This is a genomic window from Amycolatopsis sp. NPDC023774, assembly GCF_040639695.1.
Classification (GTDB): domain Bacteria; phylum Actinomycetota; class Actinomycetes; order Mycobacteriales; family Pseudonocardiaceae; genus Amycolatopsis.
In genome coordinates, this window is record NZ_JBFAAJ010000106.1 from 1 (window position 1) to 1,784 (window position 1,784).

At 67.1% G+C, this 1,784-nt stretch carries 2 protein-coding genes; both read left to right on the forward strand.

Translation table 11 applies throughout. From position 1 onward, the window contains the following. The first annotated feature begins 571 nt into the window (after positions 1-571). Entirely contained in the window at positions 572-1,018 is a 447-nt protein-coding gene (locus AB0F91_RS47150; RefSeq protein ID WP_360609048.1) for a DUF6325 family protein, read from the forward strand. Positions 1,019-1,102: 84 nt separating this feature from the next. Further along, on the forward strand, positions 1,103-1,321 hold the full coding sequence (locus AB0F91_RS47155; protein ID WP_360609050.1) for an SHOCT domain-containing protein: 219 nt from the start codon (positions 1,103-1,105) through the stop codon (positions 1,319-1,321). The last annotated feature ends 463 nt before the right edge of the window (positions 1,322-1,784 follow it).

Sequence of the window (1,784 nt, forward strand, 5' to 3'; positions counted from 1 at the left end):
GCGGCGTTGCTGCAGGACGTGGTGCAGGTCCGGGGCGTGGGCGGCGAGCGCGGTGATGGTTTCGTGCAGGTAGCGGTAGGCGGTGGCCACGCTGAGACCCGGCACCTTGCTGCCGGCGTGGTCGGACTCTTCCGGTCAGCGTGGCGTGGTGACCTTCAAGGTGAGAGTTCTGTCGGGTTCCCTGTCGGTGGCGATGGCGGTGCTCGATTCATGGCGGCGGTGGTCTTCGGCCCCGTGGAGCGGAAAGCCAGTACTGAGGGCAGGGGAGAATCGAGCCCGGTGATCCGTGAGCCGGGCTGGGTGAGTTCGAAGGTGAGCGCACACCCCCAGAACGTCGGCATGGGGTGTTCGGTGACGACTCCCGGAGTCCGGTTTCGTTCACCACCGTACCGAACGTCGCGTGCAACGAGCGGCTCGCGCTGAACATCGAGTACGTGCCACGCCGTGCAGGCGCGATGTTCACCTGCTGGGGATGAGGACAGAGCGGGCCATCTGATCGAGAGTCCAGGGGCACAAGCGCGTCCGCGGCGATGCGCACAACTGCCTGCCGGGAAGCACTAGGAGGCCTGTGATGACCGACGACATCGAGGCAATGGGGCCGATCAGCTATCTGGTCGTCGAGTTCCCGGGCAGCAAGATCACCGGGCAGGGCTTGTCGATCCTGGTGGACTTGGTCGAGCAGGGCTTGGTCCGCGTCCTCGATCTGCTGTTCGTCACCCGGGACGAGGCTGGGTCAGTGCGCGCGATCGAGTTGCGCGACCTGGACCTTGACGGCCAGCTCGACGTGACGATCTTCGAAGGCGCGTCCTCGGGGCTGCTCGACGACGGCGACCTGGCCGACGCCGCGTCCGCGATCGAACCTGGATCGTCCGCGGCGATCCTGCTGTTCGAGAACCGGTGGGCACGGTCGTTCACAGAGGCCCTGCGCCGCGGCGGAGCCGAGGTGGTGGCCGCCGGTTACGTCCCACTCGACGCAGTCGCCGCATCGCTGGATGCCGCCGAAGCAGCCGACGTCTGATGTGAGGGAGAAAGGACGAGAACCATGCCAGGACTCCTCCGAGGTATCGCACGGACTGCCGCGATCGCGGGGACGGCAACTGCCGTGTCGAATCGAGTTTCCCGTCGACAGGGACAACGCTGGGCCAGACAAGAGGACGAGCAGGACGCCCAGCAACCGCAGGAGGACGCGCCGCCCCAACCGGCTACGGCACCTGCCCGCGACGCGGTCACGCAGCTCAAGGAGCTTGCCGAGCTCAAGGCGCAGGGCATCCTCACCGACGCCGAGTTCGAGTCCCAGAAGGCCAAGATCCTCGCGTCATGACACTGCGGGGGCTGGAATCGGCGGGATCGCGCAAGCGCGACGTGGACGCCGCACTCCCCTCGAACTGATGGTGAGGTAGCCCCGCAAGCTGGATGTGCTCACCGAGGTCAAGGACGCGACATCGCCGATGTGTACGCGGCAAGGCGCGGCGGCCATGAGGCGGAAGCCTGCGGTTGTGCCACAGGCGCAGCGCGCTTGCGGCTGGGTTCCGAGCTGGGCCGCTTCGCTACGCAGCTGTGTTGCCCGTGCCTCGTCCTCCGTGGCGGACACCGGGGCGTCTGGTCGGCCGTGAGGACGAGCCCGGATAATGCGAGAGGTCACGACGGGTTGTCTCTTGGCGCTGACGCTGAAGGGCTCGCAGGTCGGTTTGTTCCGAGCGGTGGTGGAGGCCGATCCGGTCCACTACGTGCGCGGCCAGTACGACGGTTACCTCGACATCGACGGTGTTTCACGCGCCTCGGCC

What these genes read in the sequence shown, in the direction of transcription:
- AB0F91_RS47150 (WP_360609048.1), top strand. Translation starts at nt 572, where the DNA reads ATGACCGACGACATCGAGGCAATGGGGCCGATCAGCTATCTGGTCGTC.